General features: G+C 69.8%; 14 protein-coding genes and 1 other RNA gene. 7 read left to right on the forward strand and 8 right to left on the reverse strand.

Annotated features, from left to right (window positions below; translation table 11 throughout):
* Positions 1-90: 90 nt before the first annotated feature.
* Entirely contained in the window at positions 91-1092 is a 1002-nt protein-coding gene (locus tag ACCD11_RS27505) for a Bug family tripartite tricarboxylate transporter substrate binding protein (RefSeq protein ID WP_413316224.1), read from the reverse strand.
* A 119-nt stretch (positions 1093-1211) separates the two neighbouring features.
* On the opposite strand from ACCD11_RS27505, the gene ACCD11_RS27510 reads away from it, so the two are divergent.
* From ACCD11_RS27510 to ACCD11_RS27520, 3 genes are all read left to right on the forward strand, one after another.
* Positions 1212-2876 (forward strand): MBL fold metallo-hydrolase, encoded by a 1665-nt coding sequence (locus tag ACCD11_RS27510; RefSeq protein WP_413316225.1) that lies wholly within the window; start codon positions 1212-1214, stop codon positions 2874-2876.
* Complete coding sequence (locus ACCD11_RS27515) at positions 2873-3601, forward strand: RNA pseudouridine synthase (RefSeq protein WP_007838221.1); 729 nt, start codon at positions 2873-2875, stop codon at positions 3599-3601. The genes ACCD11_RS27510 and ACCD11_RS27515 overlap by 4 nt, the downstream gene beginning before the upstream one ends.
* 78 nt (positions 3602-3679) lie before the next feature.
* Positions 3680-4222 carry a hypothetical protein gene (locus ACCD11_RS27520; protein ID WP_007838220.1) on the forward strand — a complete coding sequence of 181 codons (543 nt, stop codon included), beginning with the start codon at positions 3680-3682 and terminating at the stop codon, positions 4220-4222.
* A 9-nt stretch (positions 4223-4231) separates the two neighbouring features.
* Here the strand turns inward: ACCD11_RS27520 and ACCD11_RS27525 are convergent, their stop codons facing one another.
* From ACCD11_RS27525 to norR, 7 genes are all read right to left on the reverse strand, one after another.
* Complete coding sequence (locus ACCD11_RS27525) at positions 4232-5698, reverse strand: efflux transporter outer membrane subunit (protein WP_413316227.1); 1467 nt, start codon at positions 5696-5698, stop codon at positions 4232-4234.
* A gap of 5 nt (positions 5699-5703) precedes the next feature.
* A complete protein-coding gene (locus tag ACCD11_RS27530) occupies positions 5704-6642 on the reverse strand; it encodes an efflux RND transporter periplasmic adaptor subunit (protein WP_007838218.1) in 939 nt (312 codons plus the stop codon).
* Positions 6643-6655: 13 nt separating this feature from the next.
* A complete protein-coding gene (locus ACCD11_RS27535; RefSeq protein WP_007838217.1) occupies positions 6656-6862 on the reverse strand; it encodes a DUF1656 domain-containing protein in 207 nt (68 codons plus the stop codon).
* Positions 6859-8970: an FUSC family protein gene (locus ACCD11_RS27540; protein ID WP_413316229.1), complete on the reverse strand. Its 2112-nt coding sequence runs from the start codon at positions 8968-8970 to the stop codon at positions 6859-6861. The genes ACCD11_RS27535 and ACCD11_RS27540 overlap by 4 nt, the downstream gene beginning before the upstream one ends.
* 3 nt (positions 8971-8973) lie before the next feature.
* On the reverse strand, positions 8974-9435 hold the full coding sequence (locus tag ACCD11_RS27545; protein WP_413316238.1) for a MarR family winged helix-turn-helix transcriptional regulator: 462 nt from the start codon (positions 9433-9435) through the stop codon (positions 8974-8976).
* 165 nt (positions 9436-9600) lie between these two features.
* An RNA gene (gene rnpB, locus ACCD11_RS27550) (RNase P RNA component class A) lies at positions 9601-9969 on the reverse strand.
* A gap of 59 nt (positions 9970-10028) precedes the next feature.
* Positions 10029-11615: a nitric oxide reductase transcriptional regulator NorR gene (norR, locus tag ACCD11_RS27555; protein ID WP_413316231.1), complete on the reverse strand. Its 1587-nt coding sequence runs from the start codon at positions 11613-11615 to the stop codon at positions 10029-10031.
* A 135-nt stretch (positions 11616-11750) separates the two neighbouring features.
* On the opposite strand from norR, the gene hmpA reads away from it, so the two are divergent.
* The 4 genes from hmpA to ACCD11_RS27575 all read left to right on the forward strand — a co-directional run bounded on the left by hmpA (position 11751) and on the right by ACCD11_RS27575 (position 16401).
* On the forward strand, positions 11751-12935 hold the full coding sequence (gene hmpA, locus ACCD11_RS27560) for an NO-inducible flavohemoprotein (protein WP_413316233.1): 1185 nt from the start codon (positions 11751-11753) through the stop codon (positions 12933-12935).
* Positions 12936-13050: 115 nt separating this feature from the next.
* Positions 13051-13971 carry a cysteine synthase A gene (gene cysK / locus ACCD11_RS27565; RefSeq protein WP_007838209.1) on the forward strand — a complete coding sequence of 307 codons (921 nt, stop codon included), beginning with the start codon at positions 13051-13053 and terminating at the stop codon, positions 13969-13971.
* Positions 13972-14114: 143 nt separating this feature from the next.
* On the forward strand, positions 14115-15752 hold the full coding sequence (locus ACCD11_RS27570) for an NAD(P)/FAD-dependent oxidoreductase (protein ID WP_413316236.1): 1638 nt from the start codon (positions 14115-14117) through the stop codon (positions 15750-15752).
* A gap of 25 nt (positions 15753-15777) precedes the next feature.
* Entirely contained in the window at positions 15778-16401 is a 624-nt protein-coding gene (locus ACCD11_RS27575; RefSeq protein ID WP_007838204.1) for a flavin reductase family protein, read from the forward strand.
* Positions 16402-16486: the final 85 nt, after the last annotated feature.

Genomic DNA, 16486 nt, shown 5'->3' on the forward strand with positions numbered 1-16486 from the left:
CTGGGCTTCGGCCCCTTCGGCCAGACGACCTACTCGCCCAACAAGGCGCGCTTCATCCTGACGCTGACGAAGACGCTCTGAACGCCAGCCTCAGTCGATGCTGATGTTCGCCGCCTTCGCAACCTCGGCCCACTTCACACGGTTGTCGTGCACGGTCTTCTTGAACTGCGCCGGCGACTCGATGCGCACGGTGTTGCCCTGGCTCTCGAAACGCTCGCGGATCTCGGGGGTCTCCAGCACCGCCTTCACGGCCGCGTTGAGCTTGTCGACGATCTGCGGGTCGGTGCCCTTGGGCGCGAAGATGCCGAACCAGATCGAGCTGTCGAAGCCCTTGGTGCCCGGCAGGCCGCTCGAGGCGATGGTGGGCACTTCTTTCACGGCCGGCACCGCGGCGGCGGTGGTTACGCCCAGCAGGCGCACCTTGCCGGCCTTGTAGTGCGGCAGCACGGTCTGCACCTGGTTCATGATGCAGCAGGTCTCGCCGCGCACCACCGATGTGATCGCCTCGGGACCGCCCTTGTAGGGCACGTGCACCATGTTCAGGCCGAGGCGCGAATTGAATTCGGCAAAGGCCATGTGCGTGCCTGCGCCGTTGCCTGTAGACGCATAGTTGTACTTGCCGGGATTTGCCTTGACCAGCTCGACGAATTCCTTCAAGGTCCGCACGTTGATCACGTCGGGATTGATGGTGAGCACGTTCGAAACGTCGAGCACCGGCGCCACCGGCACGAAGTCGGCCTCGACGTCGAAGGGCAGTTTCTTGTAGAGCGCGGCGTTGCTGCCGTGCGTGGCTGCGGTGCCGAAGGAAAGCGTGTAGCCATCGGGCCTGGCGTGGGCCACGTACTCGCTGGCGATGTTGCCGGCGGCGCCCGACTTGTAGTCGATGACGACGGGCTTGCCGAGCTGCTTCGACAGCGGCTCCTGGATGACGCGGGCCACCACGTCGACGCCCGAGCCGGCCGGAAAGCCCATGATCAGCGTGACGGGTTGCTGCGGCCAGTCCTGCTGGGAGAAGGCGGCGGGCGCAACGAGCGAGGCAGCGGCCAGCAGCAGTGCGCGGCGGGCAATTCGAGAGAAGGGAGAATGAAACATGACTGTCTTTCTGCGAGGCAAGCGGTGCAAGCGCGCATTGTGGCGCGCCGCTGATGCCCGATTCCATATGAGCTTATGCGCGGCATGCACGCCGCGTGCCTGCTCTCCATAATCGCCCCATGGTCCGTTCCACCCAACAACTACACACCCCACGAGAGCCCGCGCCCCCGCGCGCGGCCGCCACCGTGCTGCTGCTGCGCGACAGCGCCGCCGGCATCGAAGTGCTCATGACCCGCCGCTCGGCCACCGCCAGTTTCGCGCCCGGTGCCTATGTATTTCCCGGCGGCCAGATCGACGCCGCCGACGAAGCGGCCCAGCGCATCGCCGCGCAGCGGTCGACGCAAAGCGGCCTGCAGCGCACGCAGGCCATCGCGGCCATCCGCGAGGCTTTCGAGGAACTGGGCGTGCTGCTCGCGCACCATGCCGACGGGCGTCCCGCCAACGCCGAGGACATCGCCGCCATGGACCGCCGCAACACGGCGGGCTCGGCCTTTGCCGACCAATGCGCGGCACGCGGGCTGACGCTCGATGCAGACCGGGTGTTCACCTTCGCGCACTGGATCACCGACCGCGACCTGCCCAGGCGCTTCGATGTGCCCTTCCTGGTGGCGCGCATGCCCGAAGGCCAGGAGCCCGCAGCCGACGAGAGCGAACAGTTCGAGCCCTGCTGGGTGCGCCCCGCCGATGCGCTCGCGCGCCATGCGGCAGGCAGCTTCTTCATGATCTTCCCGACCGTGCGCACGCTGCAGCGCATGGCCGCGTATGCCACCGTGGACGCCCTGCTCACGGCCTGCGCCGGCGAGACCCCGCTGTGGACCAGCTGCCCGCGCGCCGGCCTGCTCAAGGGCGAAGACGCGCGCTACATGGAGCACGAATCGCCGTTCGGCGAGCTCGCGCTGGTGTGCCCCGACGGGCAGGCCGTGCACGCGCTCGACTGGCAGAGCGAACGCCCGGTGCCGCTGCTGAAGAACGTGATGCGCTTCACCGCGCCCAACCCGGGCGCGATGACCGGCCCGGGCACCAACAGCTACATCGTGGGCGACGCGGCCACGGGCTACATCGTGATCGATCCGGGCCCGGACGACGCCGGCCACATCGGCCGGCTGTGGGGCGCCACGCAGGGCGACATCCGCATGATCGTCTGCACGCACTCGCATGCAGACCACTCGCCGGGCGCGGCGCCGCTGCAGGCGCTGTGCAAGAGCGGCAGGCCGCCGATCCTCGGCCTGGCCTCGAAGCCGACAGCTCGCGCCAGTGCACGCTTCACGCCCGAGCGCGAACTGGCCGATGGCGAGCGGCTCGTGCTGTCGGGCATAACGGCCGAAGGCGAGCCCATCGCCCACACGCTGCGCGTGATCCACACGCCCGGCCACGCGGCCAACCACCTGTGCCTGGTGCTGGAAGAAGACGGGCTGCTGTTCTCCGGCGACCACATCCTCAACGGCAGCACCACGGTGGTCGATCCGCCCGATGGCGACATGACGGCATACCTCGATTCGCTCGACACGCTCGATGCGGCCTGCGCGGCCGGCGGCATCGACTTCATCCTGCCCGCGCACGGCTACGTGATCGGCTTTGCCCGCACCGCCATCGGCATGCTGAAGGCGCACCGGCTCAAGCGCGAGGCCAGGATCGCAGCCGCCATGCAGAAGCTGCCCGAAGGCACCCCCGAGCAATGGCTGCCGCTGGCCTACGACGACGTACCCGAACGCATGTGGCCGGTGGCGGCCCGCTCGCTGGCCGCGCACGTGGCTCGCATCCGGCAATTGGCGGTGGCTCGATGAACAACAGCAACAGGAACTCTCCGGGTGAGGACGAGGGCATCCGCCTTGCCAAACGCGTGGCGGCGCTGGCCGGTGTGTCGCGGCGCGAAGCCGAGCTGCTGATAGAGAACGGCGCAGTGCGCGTGGACGGCGTGCCGCAGATGCTGCCGCAGTCGCGCGTGCTGCCGCACCAGCAGGTCGAGATCGAGGCCGGCGCGAAGCCCGAGCCCGTGCTGCCCGTTACATTGCTGCTGTACAAGCCTGCGGGCATGGTCACCGACACCGCGCACCGCCTGCTGGTGGCTGCGAATCATCACGAGCCCGAGCGCGCCGGACTGCGTTTTCTGCCGGCGCATGCGAAGGCGCAGCACTGCATGACGCCGCTCGAGACCGGCGCCAGCGGGCTGGTCGCCTACACGCAGGAATTCCGCATCGAACGCAAGCTGCTGGAAGACGCGGGCATCCTCGAGCATGAGGTGATGGTGGACGTGGCCGGCCCGGTGAGCCCGGAGGTGCTGGCGCGGCTGGAGCGCTCGCCCGCGCGCGTGAGCATCGGCCGCCAGAGCGACGAGCAAACGGGCCTGCGCTTCGCGCTCAAGGGCGCGCGGCCGGGGCAGATCGCCAACATCTGCGACGGCGTGGGCCTGCGCATTCTTGCGATGCGGCGCATCCGCATCGGCCGCGTGCCGCTGGCGGGGCTGCAGCCTGGCCAGTGGCGCTATCTCGCACCCCACGAACGCTTCTGAACAACGATGCACCGCATGTTCACGGCCCGCAATTTTCAGCCGTGGCCCCGATGGGCCGCCGACAGGGAGACTGAGCCAATGAAGTTCGGAACACCGAGCACCGCCCTGGCCTGCACCGTGCCGCTGGCACTGGTGGCGGGCTGCACGCTTCTCACGCCGTCACCGCCGTCCGCGCCCCCAGCGCCGCCGCCGGCCGTTGTCTCGAAGGACGGCCTCGCGCCCATCACCGAGGAGCAGGTCGAGCGCATTCGCGATGCCATCGGCGTCAAGCCCCCCAGCCCGGCTGTGGGAAAGGTGGTGCGCAGCGCCTCGCCGACCATCGAGTCCTTCGTGCGGACCGAAGGCTGCATCACCGCGCGCAATGGCGCGGTGCTCAACCCCTTCGCCGCGCCCGGCCGCCTGTTCGACACCACGGGCTTCCAGGGCGGCCCGATGTCGGAGATGCAGTACCACGACAAGACCGCCTGCGTGACGGTCAAGCGCATCCAGAACTGGAAGATGGTCACGCCGAAGCTGCTGCGCTTCGAGGTGGTCTACGTGGGCGACGACGGTGAGGAACGCGCCATCAAGCGCCACGAGCTGGTACGCCAGCCCAAGGGCGGCTGGCTGTTCGCACGCTGAGGGCCGTGGTCACTGCTTCGCGGTGGCCGGCGCGGCACCCTGCGCAAGGTGCGCGTCGTCGGGTTCCCAGCCGCCGCCGAGTGCCATGAACAGCACGACCTGATCGTCGGCCAGCTGCGCCTCGCTGGCCGCGAGGGCGGCTTCGCTGGCGGCCAGCGAGCGTTCGGCGTCGAGCGAATCGAGGTAGCCGGTGCGGCCGTTCTGGTAGAGCTGGCGCGCCTGCGCGGCGACCTTCGCGCTTTCGTCGCGCGAGGCTTGCAGCGCGGCGTGGCGATCGAGTTCACGCGCGTAGGTGCCGAGGGCGGTCTCGGTTTCGCGCAGCGCGGTGAGCACGGTGCCGTCGAACTTGGCGAGCGCCGCGCGCGTGCCGGCCTCGGCCTGGGCGATGCGGGACTGTGCGACGCCCGTATTGGGAATGGTCCACGAGATCAGCGGGCCGAGGCTCCAGGCGAAGGTGTCCTTGCGGCCGAAGTCGTCGGCATGGCCGGCGGAGGAGCCTGAAAGGCCCAGCGTGACTTTGGGATAGAGCTCGGCCGTGGCCACGCCGATGCGCGCGGTCGATGCGGCAAGGCCGCGCTCGGCCTGGCGGATGTCGGGGCGGCGGCGCAGCAGCGCGGCACCGTCGCCGACCGGCAGCGTGCCGGCCACGCGCGGCGGCATGGTGCAGTCGGCCACTTGGCGCGGGAAGTCCTGCGGCACTGCGCCGGTCAAGGTGGCGAGACGATAAAGCGCGCCCTGGCGTTCGGCCTTCAGCGGCGGCAGTGCGGCGTTGAGCTGCTGCAGCTGCGCACGCGCGCGACCTGCGTCGATGGCACCGGCGCGGCCTGCACGTTGCAGGCGGTCGGTGACGTTCACGGCGTCCTGCTGCAAGGCGACAGACTTCTGTGCGATCTGCAGGCGAAGGCCGGTAGCACAGGCCTCGGCGTAGGCGCGCGCAGTGCCGGCCGCGACGTTCACGCGCACGAGGTCGAGCGCGGCTTCGGCAGCTTGGGTGTTGGCCTGCGAAGCCTCGATGCCCCGGCGGATCTGGCCGAACAGGTCGACCTGGTACGACAGCGAAGCGCCCGCGCTGTAGTTGAAGGTGCTCGGCGGCTCGTAGCCCTTCTGCAGCAGCGACAGCCCCGACACATGGCCGAACGAAGGGCCGCCGTTCACGCCGATGGTTGGGTACTTGGCGCCGGCCACTTCGTCTTCGATGGCGCGTTCGCGCTCGAGGTTGGCGACGGCCTGGCGCAGGTCGGTGTTGTGCGCGAGGGCCTGTTCGACCAGCCTGTCGAGCAACGGGTCGTGGTACAGGCGCCACCAGTGGGCGGGCAGCGGCGCGGCGTTGGCGGACGCCTCGGCAAAGGGCCGCGCGGCGGCGCCCTGGCTGGCCAGCGCCTCGGGCGGCTGGCGGTAGTCGGGACCGACCGCCGCGCAGGCCGCGAGCCCGGCGGCGACGGCCAGCGATGCAAGGCGAAATGCGAAGCGGCTCACGGCGTTCACCCCTTCTGCGGCGCGGCTGCCGGTGCCACGGCGCTGTGCGCCGGCTTGTTCCCCAGCACCTGTACCGTGACCGTCTGGCCCGCGACGAGGCGTGCGCCCTGCGGCAGCGGATCGAGCTTGATGCGCACCGGAATGCGCTGCGCGAGCCGCACCCAGTTGAAGGTCGGGTTCACGCTGGGCAGCAGGTTGGCGCTGGTGGAGCGGTCGCGGTCGGCGATGCCGGCGGCCACGCTGTCGACCGCGCCCTCGAGCACCGCGCCGCCGCCCATCGGGGTGACGCGCACGCGGTCGCCGAGATGGATGCGCGGCAGTTTGGTTTCCTCGAAATAGCCTTCGACATAGAACGACTGCGCATCGACCAGCGCGAGCACCGGGCGGCCCGCCGCGGCGTAGCTGCCCTGGCGCAGGTCGAGGTTGGTGACGAGGCCGTCGGCCGGCGCGCGCACCTGGGCGCGCTGCAGGTTGAGGCGGGCCGAGTCGAGCGCCACCTCGGCCTGCGCGACGGCGGCCTGCATCTGCTCGACACGCGAACGGGTCTGCTCGCGCGACTCCTTCGACACCAGGTCGTCGAGGCCCGCGTTGCGCGCGTTCTCGCGCTGCACCTGGGCGCTCATGGCGCGCTGCGCGGCGAGCGCTGCCTGGGCCTGGCGCACGGCGAGGTCGTAGCGGGCGCGGTCCACCTCGAACAGCAGCGTGCCGGCGGCGACCGGCTGGTTGTCGCGGATCGGTACTGCCGTGACGAGGCCCGACACGTCGGGTGCGATCTGCACGACGTTGGCGCGCACGCGGCCGTCGCGCGTCCACGGCGCAAGTTCGTAGTGGTCCCACAGGCGCAGGCCGGCCCACGCGGCGGCGGCCACCACGGCCACGGTGAGAAGAACGCGCCCGAGGCGCCGGGCCCGTGGGTTGTCTGCGGAGGAACGGGGGACTGTCATCGGAATCTCGTCGTCATTGAAGGTAGGAAGTGAGGCGGCTCAGTGCATAGAGCAGCAGCAGGTACAGCGCCATGTCGAACAGCGCGGGGTGCCACACCCAGCGGTAGGCGCCGGTGGCCGCGAGCAGTCGGCGTACGCCCCACAGCGCGAGCAGCGCGCCGAGGGCCAGCACCATGATCCAGGGCACGTAGAGGCCGTAGAAACTGGCTTCACCGATCATGCGGAAGCTCCTTGGGTGAGCGCTGCGCCCGCCAGCCTGGGCGGCGCATCGGGAAAGAGATTGCGGCGCAGGCCGACCAGTGCGGTGACGGCCGAGCGCGATGCGGCGGAAGAAGCGGTGCCGCGCGCGGCAAGCACGGCACCGAGTGCCTCGTCGATCTGCGGCAGCAGGTCGAGAGGGCGCGGGTTCGTGCGGCCTTCGGCGCGCTGGCGGAAGAAGCGCGAGATGCCGCCCAGCAGCGCGGCCGAGGTGGCCAGCGGCAGCTGGGCGCGCACGCGCTGCAGCACGGCGATGTCGGCGCCCATGCGCAGGTCGCGCAGCGCGTCGTTGGCGGCCACGCCTTCGACGGTGCCGCCCGCCTGCGCGATGCGCGGCGCGAGCAGGCCGATGCGGTCGAGCATGCGCACGGCGTACGCATCGCTCTGCGCGTACTGCGGCTGCGGCGAAGCGGCCATGTCGCCGAGCTCGCGCCAGGTGGCGCGCTGGATGCGGCGCGCGCTCCAGTCGGCACCGACCGAACGCACGAGCCGCGTGACGCGCGCCGCGACCAGCACGCCGACGATCTGGCCGATCATGCTGTTGATGAAGCTCACGAGGTCGGAGCTGGCGGTGTCGTGCAGTGCGAGCGTGCCGGCCACGCCGAAGATCAGCGCCATCGCGGGCATGAAATGCGTCGGACGCGGCAGGTAGAAGCCCAGCAGCAAGAAGAGCGGCGCGCAGATGACGACCAGCATGCCGAAGTCCTGCACCGTGGGCATGAGCACCAGCACATAGAGCGCCGAGATCGGGATGGACCACAGCGTCCACTTGAGAAAGCCGTGGATCGCCGGCACGGGGTCGTCCATGGTGGCGAAGAAGCAGCAGAAGACGGCGGCCATCATGGTGGCCGCCGAACCCATGGGCCAGCCGGTGACGATCCAGAACGCGCCGCACAGGCAGATGGCGATGACGGCCGCGAGCGCCGACAGCAGCGCCATGCCGTAGTCACGGTGCAGCACGCGGCTGCCGAGCGCTGCCGTGCGGCGCAGCGGCGCGGCACCCTTGAGGCCTTCGTCGATGTCCAGGCGCAGCCGGGCGCAGGCGGTCCAGCCGTCGACGAGTTCTTCGAGGCGCCCGGCGAGGCCGATGCGCAGGGCGCGGCCCCATGGAGTGGGCTGCTGCGCGTCTGCAGGAGCGGCGTTCAATGCGTCGATGGCACGGCGCAGGGCTTGCAGGCGCTCGGCACTGTGGGCGGAGGCGGGTTCGGCCTCCTCGCGCAGCCACTGCGCGGCCTGCGCGAGCACCGCGGCCACGTCGGGTGCAAGTTGCCCCTCGGCCTGCTCCAGCGCCTGCAGGCGGTCTTCGACGGCCGAGAGCGCGGGCGTGAGCGCGGCAACGCGGTCCTGCATCGCGCGGATCGCGCCGGCGGTCCAGCGCAGGTGCGTGGTGTCGAAGGGCACGTGGGTGGAGAGCAGGCGCAGCTGCGTGATGTCGCCTGCGAGGCGGCGGCGGTCGTCGTCGAGGCGCTTCGGCTCGGCGCCACTGCTGCGGCCGGCGGGCTGCAGCAGGTCGCCGAGCCACTTGCGCGCGTCGAGCAGCGTGCGATCGAGCAGGCCCAGCACGGTCGGCGCAAGCCCCGCGGGCAGCACGAGGCTGTGGACCAGCGTGGCGCAGAAGATGCCGAGGCCGATTTCTTCCACGCGCGCCACGGCCGTGTCGAACAGCGCGAGCGGCGTCTGCACCGACGGAAAGCCGATCAGCGCGGCCGTGTAGCCCGCGAGCATGAACACGTAGGAGCGCGGCGTGCGGTCGAACAGCGAGATGCACAGGCACAGCCCCACCCACAGCGCGAGCACCAGCGTCAGCAGTTCCGGCGCGTTGGACAGCGCGGGCACCATCAGCACGGTCGCAGTGCAGCCGATGAGCGTGCCGCAGAAGCGGTACAGCGCCTTCGAGCGAACGGCGCCGGCCAGCGGATGGGCGACGACGTAGGTGGTCATGAGCGCCCAGAACGGACGCGGCAGGCCGGCACGGCTGGCGAGGTACATCGCCAGCATGGCGGCGGCGAAGCTCTTGCCGGAAAAGAGAAGCTCCGCGCGGCTGAAGCGCGGAAGACGGAGCGCAGGCATTTCTTACCTGCGCCCTTCCTGCGGCGATTGCTGCGACTGCGGCGCCTGGGCCGGGCGCCCCAGGCGCTCCTCGAGCACGCCGAACACCCGCAGGCAGGCGGCGATGTCGTCGTCGGACACGCCTTCGAACAGCTCACTGCGCATCAGGCTCAGCGCCGCCTCGATGGGCGTGCAGGCGGCCTTGCCTGCGGGCGTGAGGTGCAAGGTCTTGGCACGGCGGTCGGCCGGATCTTCGCGGCGCTCGACGAAACCGGCCTCCACCAACTGGTCGAGCGAGCGCACCAGCGACGGGCCCTCGATGCCCAGTGCATCGGCAAGCACGCCCTGGCGCACTTCGCCGTTCATGCGCCCGAGCATCACGATCGGCCAGGCCAGCGTTTGCGACACGCCGACGTGCGCCACCGCCCTGTCCGCCGACGCGCGGTAGCCGCGCTGCAGCACCGAGAGCGACATGCCGAGCCGCATCAGCGCGTTCTCGCGCTTCGGGGAGGAGTTGCTCGATTTGCTCACGATAGCCGCCTATTAATTAGCATGCTATCGATTATACGGGTAACTACCAATCCATGCTGGCGGCAAGGCTGCCGCCCGCCTTCAGCGGTCGAAGGCGCGAAAAAGGAAAAGGGAAGAAAAGTGTGAAGCCCGCCGATAAGCCGGATTCTGTGCATCGAGGGCCTCTTGCGAAGCCTTCGACGTGACCGCCATTACTCTGGGCCGTTTGTCGCCAAACGGCTCGATGCCACCTACCCGCCAGCTCAGCGGAACCACCTCGATACTGGCCTACTTGGTGTTGCTGCGCGCAGAGATTGCCCGTTTCACCCGAACTCAATCGGCTCGTCTCTGTTGCTCTGATCCTCACCTCACGGTGGAGAGTCGTTAACTCCTGCGCTGTCCTGTGCAGTCCGGACGTTCCTCCAGTGCGGTCTTTCGACCCGATGCTGTTGCCCGAAGGCGCAGCGTCGTCCCTTTCGGGCTTGCACCAGCGGCGGTCTGGCGTGCTTCACCGCTCGATTATCGCCCGCCCCATCAATGACCCTTCAGACAATGCCGCGCGCCGGTCGTCAGCCGGGCGTTTCGCCGTCGCCGGCCTGCACCAAGCCCAGCTTGCGCAACGTCCGATGGAAGTTGCTGCGGTCGATGCCGGCCTCGCGCGCGGCGCTGGCCACGCGGCCGCCGTGGCGGGCGAGCAGTTCCGAGAGCCAGGCCCGCTGGAAGGCCTCGGTCGCCTCGCGCAGCGTGCCGCCAGCGATGGCAGGCCCCGCGTGTTCGTTCGCCGGGGCCTGCACGGGCGCTGCCGTGGCGCTTCCCACGACGGCAGCGCTGTCCAGCGCCAGGTGATGCGGCTCGATGGCCGTCCAGCGCGAGCCGCGCGGCTGCTCCCGGAACGCCCGCAGCGAGGCGCGGCTGATCACATGCTCGAGCTCGCGCACGTTGCCCGGCCAGCCGTGCGCCAGCATGGCGGCCTTCGACGCCGGCGAGAGCCGCAGGTTGCGCGCGCCCAGCCGGTGCTGGTTCTCCTCGAGAAAGCTGCCCGCCAGCACGAGCACGTCGCGCCCCCGTTCGCGCAGCGGCGCGACGACGAGCGGATAGACCGACAGCCGGTGGTACAGGTCGGCGCGAAAGCGCCCCTGCGCGATCGCCGCGGGCAGGTCGCGGTTGGTGGCCGCGATCACGCGCACGTCGACCTTGCGCATGCGGTCGCTGCCGGGGCGCTGCACCTCGCCGCTTTGCAGCACGCGCAGCAGCTTGGCCTGCACGCTCAGCGGCAGTTCGCCGACCTCGTCGAGAAAGAGCGTGCCGCCATCGGCGATCTCGAACTTGCCGTCGCGGTCCTGCACGGCGCCGGTGAACGCGCCGCGCTTGTGGCCGAAGAGTTCGCTGTCGGCCAGCGACTCGGGCAGCGCCGCGCAGTTGACCTGCACGAGCGGCTGCTCGCTGCGGCGCGAGCGCGCGTGCAGGCGCTGCGCGACCAGGTCCTTGCCGACGCCGGTTTCGCCGAGCAGCAGCACCGTGAGGTCGGACACGGCGACCGTGTCGATCTCGTCGCACAGCTGCTTCATCGCCGGGCTGCTGCCCAGCAGCTCGCGCGGCGCGCCACGCCCCGCACGCAGCGCCTGCGCAACGGCCTGCTCGCGCATCGCGCGCGCCTGCATCTCGCGGATCGTGTGGGCGGCCTCGATGCCGGTTTCGACGAGGGCGATCAGTGCCTCCATCTGCGCCGGGCCCACGGCATCGAAGGCGTGCGGCTCCAGGGCGTCCAGCGTCAGCAGGCCCCAGACGGCGCCGCGCAGGCGCAGCGGCGCGCCCATGCAGTCGTGCACCGGCAGGATGCCCGGCTGGCCGGCGACGAGGCCGTCGTACGGGTCGGGCAGGTTGCAGTCGTGGGCGAAACGCAGGCCCCGTTCGCTGTCGAGCAGGCGCGCGAAACGCGGATGGGCGGCAACGGGAAACTGGCGCCCGAGGGTTTCATCGCTCAGGCCGTCGACCGCGACGGGCTTCAGCACGTCGACATCGAGCTGCAGCAGCGCGGCGGCATCGCAGCGGACCAGTCCGCGCGCGGCGGCGAGCAGCGATCGGTAGCGGGCGGCCTCGGCTTCGGGCTCGGGCGGCGGGTCCTCGGTGGTCGAATCGACACGCAGTGTGGTCATAAGTACAACGATGAAGTTGTTGCGAATTTGACCACGCCTGATAAATCCCCAATGGCGTCAAGCACTTGCAGCGACCTTCTGGCTGGCACGGATCGTGAGAAGACAAAGGCATCTCAACAGAGGAAGCGCCAGACCATGAACCCGCAAACCATCGCCATCGTCAAGTCCACCGTGCCCGCGCTCCAGGCCCACGGCGAGGCCATCACCAGCCACTTCTACAAGATCATGTTCGAGGGCCATCCGCAGGTGAAGGCCTTCTTCAACGAGGCGCACCAGGCCGCCGGCACGCAGGCGCGCGCGCTGGCGGGCGCGGTCATCGCGTATGGCGCGCACATCGACCGGCTCGAAGCAATCGCCGGCGCCCTGCCCCGCATCATCCAGAAGCACGCCGCGCTGGGCGTGCTGCCGGAGCACTACCCGATCGTCGGCCACTACCTGCTGCGCGCCGTGAAGGAGGTGCTCGGCGATGCCGCGACCGACGAGGTGATTGCCGCGTGGGGCGAAGCCTACGAATCGCTGGCGGGCCTGCTCATCGCCGCGGAAGAAGCCGTCTACAGCGCCAACGCGGTGCAACCCGGCGGATGGCGCGGCACGCGCGAATTCCGCGTGGCCCGGCGCGAAGACGAGAGCGAGGTCATCACCTCGTTCTACCTGGAGCCCGTGGACGGCGGCGCGCTGCTGGCCTTCACGCCGGGGCAGTACCTCACGCTGGTGCTGGAGATCGACGGCCAGCCGGTGCGGCGCAACTACTCGCTGTCCGACGCGCCGGGCAAGCCGTGGTACCGCATCAGCGTGAAGAAGGAAGAAGGCGGTCGCGCCTCGAACTGGCTGCACGAGGCCGCCGTGACCGGCACGCGGCTGCAGGTGCAGGCGCCGTGCGGCGACTTCGTGCTGCAGCCCGCGGGCGAACAGGCGCGCCCCCTCGTGCTGGTGACGGGTGGCGTGGGCATCACGCCCGCGATGAGCATGCTCGAATCGGTGGCCCACACGGGCCGGCCGGTGCACTTCGTCCATGCGGCGCGGCACGGCGGCGCGCACGCCTTTCGCGAGCGCGTCGACGCGCTCGCGCAGCGGCATGCGAACGTGAAGCCGCTGTATGTCTACGACGCGCCGCGCGAGAGCGACACGCCGCACGCGACCGGCTTCGTCACCCGCGAGCTGCTGGCCGGGCTGCTGCCGGAAGACCGCGATGTCGACCTGTACTTTCTCGGACCGAAGCCCTTCATGCAGTCGGTGTATGCCAACGGGCTGGCGCTCGGCGTGCCGAAGCAGCAGCTTCGCTACGAGTTCTTCGGGCCGCTGGAAGCCCTGGAGGCCTGAACCGCAACGGCCTGCCATCCCCTCGTGCTGAAACGGTCGCGGGCCGGGTGCAACCCGGCCCAGGGGGCGCCACAATGCGCGCTGACCATCCGCCCCTCGCACCCAAGGAGATTCCATGAAGGCCCAGAACATCCTCCAGACCATCGGCAACACGCCGCACATCCGCATCAACCGCCTGTTCGGCAATGCGAAACAGCAGGTCTGGGTCAAATCCGAGCGCGCCAATCCCGGCGGCTCGATCAAGGACCGCATCGCGCTGTCGATGGTGGAAGACGCCGAGAAGAGCGGCGCGCTCAAACCCGGCGGCACCATCGTCGAGCCGACCTCGGGCAACACCGGCATCGGCCTGGCGATGGTCGCGGCCGTGAAGGGCTACAAGCTGATCCTGGTGATGCCCGACAGCATGTCGGTCGAGCGCCGCCGCCTGATGCTGGCCTACGGCGCCACCTTCGACCTGACGCCGCGCGCCGGGGGCATGAAAGCCTCCATCGCGCGCGCCGAGGAAATCGTGGCCGGCACGCCCGGCGCGTGGATGCCGCAGCAGTTCAACAACCCCGCGAATGTCGACGTGCACGTGCGCACCACGGCCGAGGAGATCGCGGCGGACTTTCCCGACGGCATCGACGTGCTGATCACCGGCGTGGGCACGGGCGGCCACATCACGGGCGTGGCGAAGGTGCTGAAGAAGAAGTGGCCCAAGCTGCAGGTGTTCGCGGTCGAGCCAGTGGCCTCGCCCGTGATTTCCGGCGGCACGCCGGCGCCGCACCCCATTCAAGGCATCGGCGCAGGCTTCATCCCGAAGAACCTCGACACCTCGCTGCTCGACGGCGTGCTGCAGGTCGATGCCGAACCGGCGCGCGAAATGGCGCGCCGCTGCGCAGTCGAGGAAGGCATGCTGGTCGGCATCTCGTCGGGCGCCACGCTCGCGGCCATCGCGCAGAAGCTGCCCTCGCTGGCACCCGATGCGGTGGTGCTGGGCTTCAACTACGACACCGGCGAGCGGTACTTGTCGGTGGAAGGCTTCCTGCCCGCCTGACTTTTCGGGAAGCACCGCGGAACCGGCTTCGCCGGGCCGCTGGTGCTGCCCCCGGGGAGGGGGTAGGCGAAGCGACACGAAGTGCGCGAAGCCTGGGGGCGAGTAAAATCTCTGGCCTGCTTGATAACCACAAGCCCCACGCCATGCTGAGAATCTCCGAACTCAAACTCCCGCTCGACCACGCGCCCGACGCGCTGGCCGCACTGATCGCCAGGACGCTCAACGTCCCGCTCGAAGCGATCGCCTCCCACACCGTCTACAAGCGCAGCTTCGACGCGCGCAAGATCGAACTGCTCACGGTCTACATCTGCGACGTGCAGCTGAAGGACGCGAAGCTCGAAGCCGCGCTGCTCGCGAAGCACGCGGGCCATCCGCACATCCAGAGCGCGCCCGACATGCGCTACACGCCGCCGGCCAATGCGGCCGAAGGCACGGCGCGGCCGGTGGTGGTCGGCTTCGGGCCCTGCGGCATCTTCGCGGCGCTGATGCTCGCGAAGATGGGCTTCAAACCGATCGTGCTCGAACGCGGCAGGACCGTGCGCCAGCGCACCCGCGACACCTGGGGCCTGTGGCGCAAGAGCGTGCTCAACCCCGAGTCGAACGTGCAGTTCGGCGAAGGCGGCGCCGGCACCTTCTCGGACGGCAAGCTCTACAGCCAGATCAAGGACCCGCGCTTCCTCGGCCGCAAGGTGATGGAAGAGTTCGTGAAGGCCGGCGCGCCACCCGAAATCCTTTACGTCGCGCATCCGCACATCGGCACCTTCAAGCTGGTGAAGGTGGTGGAGAACATCCGCGAGCAGATCGTGGCGCTGGGCGGCGAGATCCGCTTCGAGCAGCGCGTGACCGACGTGCACATCGAAGACGGCCACCTTCGCGGCCTCACCGTGCTCGACCAGACCACGGGCACGAGCAGCGAACTGCGCGCCGACCACGTCGTGATGGCGCTGGGCCACAGCTCGCGCGACACCTTCGAGATGCTGCATGCGCGCGGCGTGCACATCGAGGCCAAGCCCTTCTCCATCGGCTTTCGCGTCGAGCACCCGCAAGGCCTGATCGACCGCGCGCGCTGGGGCCGCCACGCGGGCCACCCGCTGCTCGGCGCGGCCGACTACAAGCTGGTGCACCATGCAAGCAACGGCCGCTCGGTCTACAGCTTCTGCATGTGCCCCGGCGGCACCGTGGTGGCGGCCACCAGCGAGCCGGGCCGCGTGGTCACCAACGGCATGAGCCAGTACTCGCGCAACGAGCGCAATGCCAACGCCGGCATCGTGGTGGGCATCGACCCGAAAGACTTCCCCGGCGACGCGCTCGCGGGCATCGCCTTGCAGCGCGAACTCGAAAGCAACGCCTTCGTGCTCGGCGGCGGCGACTACCGCGCGCCGGGCCAGCTGGTGGGCGACTTCATCGCCGGGCGGCCCTCGACCGCGCTCGGCAGCGTGATTCCGTCGTACAAGCCCGGCGTAACGCCGACCGACCTGCACAAGGCGCTGCCGGCCTACGCCATCGAGGCCATGCGCGAGGCCTTCCCCGCCTTCGGCCGCAAGATCAAGGGCTTCGACACGCACGACGCGGTGCTCACCGGCGTCGAAACGCGCACCTCGTCGCCGATCCGCATCACGCGCGGCGACGATTTCCAGAGCCTCAACGTGCGCGGCCTCTACCCGGCCGGCGAAGGCGCGAGCTACGCGGGCGGCATCCTGTCGGCCGGCGTGGACGGCATCAAGGTGGCCGAGGCCGTGGCGCACGGCGTGCTGGCCGAAGCCTCGGCCCTGAGCCACTGAGCCACCACCCGACATCGAGACCTGCATGGCCAGTGCCGACTTCCATTTCTACGAACCCGCCAGGGGCCACGGCCTGCCGCACGACCCATTCAACGCGATGGTCGGGCCGCGCCCCATCGGCTGGATCTCGTCGCAGGACGCGAACGGCGTGCTCAACCTCGCGCCCTACAGCTTCTTCAACGCCTTCAACTACACGCCGCCTCTCGTCGGCTTCGCCAGCATCGGCGCCAAGGACAGCCTGCATAACATCCGCCAGACGCGGGAGTTCGGCTGGAACCTGGCAACCCGGCCGCTGGCCGAGCAGATGAACCGCTCCTGCGCGGCCGTGCCGCCCGAGGTGAACGAGTTCGAGCTCGCCGGCCTCGCCACGGCCGCCTCGCGGACCATCGCGGTGCCGCGCGTGGCCGAAAGCCCCGTGTCCTTCGAGTGCAAGCTCACGCAGATCCTGCAGCTCGAAGGCGCGGACGGCGTGCCCGTGCAGACCTGGCTCGTGCTCGGCGAAGTGGTGGGCGTGCACATTGCGCGCCACCTGCTGAAGGACGGCATCTACGACACCGCCGCGGCGCAGCCCATCCTGCGCGGCGGCGGCCCGGGCGACTACTTCGAAGTCAGCCCCGACAATCTCTTCAGGATGTTCCGGCCGCGCTGAACGCGCTGCGCCGGCCTTCTTTTTTCCAATCCTTTCCACAGCGCCCCCGCATGACCGACGCTTCCACCGCCACCCCCAAGACGAA

The organism is Variovorax sp. Varisp36 (assembly GCF_047304235.1).
Lineage (GTDB): Bacteria > Pseudomonadota > Gammaproteobacteria > Burkholderiales > Burkholderiaceae_C > Variovorax.

Excerpts from the sequence above, each read along its gene's own strand:
- ACCD11_RS27520 (WP_007838220.1), top strand. The coding sequence starts at position 3,680 with ATGAAGTTCGGAACACCGAGCACCGCCCTGGCCTGCACCGTGCCGCTG.
- norR (WP_413316231.1), bottom strand. The coding sequence starts at position 11,615 with ATGACCACACTGCGTGTCGATTCGACCACCGAGGACCCGCCGCCCGAG.
- ACCD11_RS27540 (WP_413316229.1), bottom strand. The coding sequence starts at position 8,970 with ATGCCTGCGCTCCGTCTTCCGCGCTTCAGCCGCGCGGAGCTTCTCTTT.
- cysK (WP_007838209.1), top strand. The coding sequence starts at position 13,051 with ATGAAGGCCCAGAACATCCTCCAGACCATCGGCAACACGCCGCACATC.
- ACCD11_RS27510 (WP_413316225.1), top strand. The coding sequence starts at position 1,212 with ATGGTCCGTTCCACCCAACAACTACACACCCCACGAGAGCCCGCGCCC.
- ACCD11_RS27575 (WP_007838204.1), top strand. The coding sequence starts at position 15,778 with ATGGCCAGTGCCGACTTCCATTTCTACGAACCCGCCAGGGGCCACGGC.
- ACCD11_RS27505 (WP_413316224.1), bottom strand. The coding sequence starts at position 1,092 with ATGTTTCATTCTCCCTTCTCTCGAATTGCCCGCCGCGCACTGCTGCTG.
- ACCD11_RS27535 (WP_007838217.1), bottom strand. The coding sequence starts at position 6,862 with ATGATCGGTGAAGCCAGTTTCTACGGCCTCTACGTGCCCTGGATCATG.
- hmpA (WP_413316233.1), top strand. The coding sequence starts at position 11,751 with ATGAACCCGCAAACCATCGCCATCGTCAAGTCCACCGTGCCCGCGCTC.
- ACCD11_RS27570 (WP_413316236.1), top strand. The coding sequence starts at position 14,115 with ATGCTGAGAATCTCCGAACTCAAACTCCCGCTCGACCACGCGCCCGAC.
- ACCD11_RS27545 (WP_413316238.1), bottom strand. The coding sequence starts at position 9,435 with ATGCGGCTCGGCATGTCGCTCTCGGTGCTGCAGCGCGGCTACCGCGCG.
- ACCD11_RS27515 (WP_007838221.1), top strand. The coding sequence starts at position 2,873 with ATGAACAACAGCAACAGGAACTCTCCGGGTGAGGACGAGGGCATCCGC.
- ACCD11_RS27530 (WP_007838218.1), bottom strand. The coding sequence starts at position 6,642 with ATGACAGTCCCCCGTTCCTCCGCAGACAACCCACGGGCCCGGCGCCTC.